The sequence below is a fragment of the Bacillus pseudomycoides DSM 12442 genome (assembly GCF_000161455.1).
In the GTDB taxonomy this organism is placed as follows: domain Bacteria; phylum Bacillota; class Bacilli; order Bacillales; family Bacillaceae_G; genus Bacillus_A; species Bacillus_A pseudomycoides.
On record NZ_CM000745.1, the window covers coordinates 2,228,777 to 2,229,797 of the forward strand.

At 33.6% G+C, this 1,021-nt stretch carries 1 protein-coding gene; it reads left to right on the forward strand.

Features of this window, described 5'->3' with window-relative positions:
• Positions 1-229 precede the first annotated feature (229 nt).
• The coding region (locus tag BPMYX0001_RS11060; RefSeq protein ID WP_033798889.1) for a Cof-type HAD-IIB family hydrolase at positions 230-1,021 on the forward strand (792 nt) is incomplete at its 3' end.

A 1,021-nucleotide genomic window follows, 5' to 3' on the forward strand; every position in this document is an offset into this window, starting at 1 on the left:
ATAACTAAGTTGTGTTTGACAAAGTGAATATGGAAACGATACCTAATTTGTGTATTTATCCAGCTATTTGTGAATAGGAAGCCATCCACCTTTAATCTTAGTGGAAGGAAATGGAGGAATCAACTGCCTGTAAAATCTCGATTAGTGAAGACGAATAATTAGTGGGTTCCACTGATTTAAGTTTCACTTTATACAAGCATGTTTATTTATAGAAAGTGGTGACGGAACAATGAAACTAATTACAATCGATTTAGATGGAACTCTTCTTTCAAGAAATAAAATAATTAGTAAAGAAAATGCAGAAGCTATCCAAAAATGCCAGGAGCAGGGGCATGTAGTAGCGATTTGTACAGGACGTTCTCTCGTAGATATTGAACGTTTACTACTGGAAGCTGATTTACAATGTCCTATTATTGCAGAAAACGGTGCTCTTATTTATGTGGATCAAAAAATGATGAAGAGATACCCTATTCAAAATACACATGCCTTTGAAATTGTTGAATATCTTGAACAAAATCGGATTTATTATCAACTGTATACAGATCGAGGTATATACGTTCCGGCATATGGTGAAGAAAGTGTGAATCATGAAATAGAATGGATAAAAAGGTCAAATAAAGATATTGATCAGCAAGAGCTTGAAGTCATCGCAGCATTGTATCTTGAACATACAGCATTTCATATCACAGAAAGTTGTAAATCGATATTAGAAGAAGAGATTTATGTGCATAAGCTTTTACCATTCTCCTATAATGAAGAGAAATTACAAAAATTAAAAATGCATTTTCAACATAATACAGAGCTAGCAATTACTGCTTCGTATTGGCATAATTTAGAGATTAATCATTGTGACGCTCAAAAGGGGAATGGTTTATATACTTTAGCAGAACATCTTAATATTCCTGTGGAAAATACTGTTGCAATAGGTGATGGGCTAAATGACATTTCTATGATGGAAAAGGCACATATATCTATCGCAATGGGAAATGCAGTGGACGAAATTAAACGGATTTGTCACTAT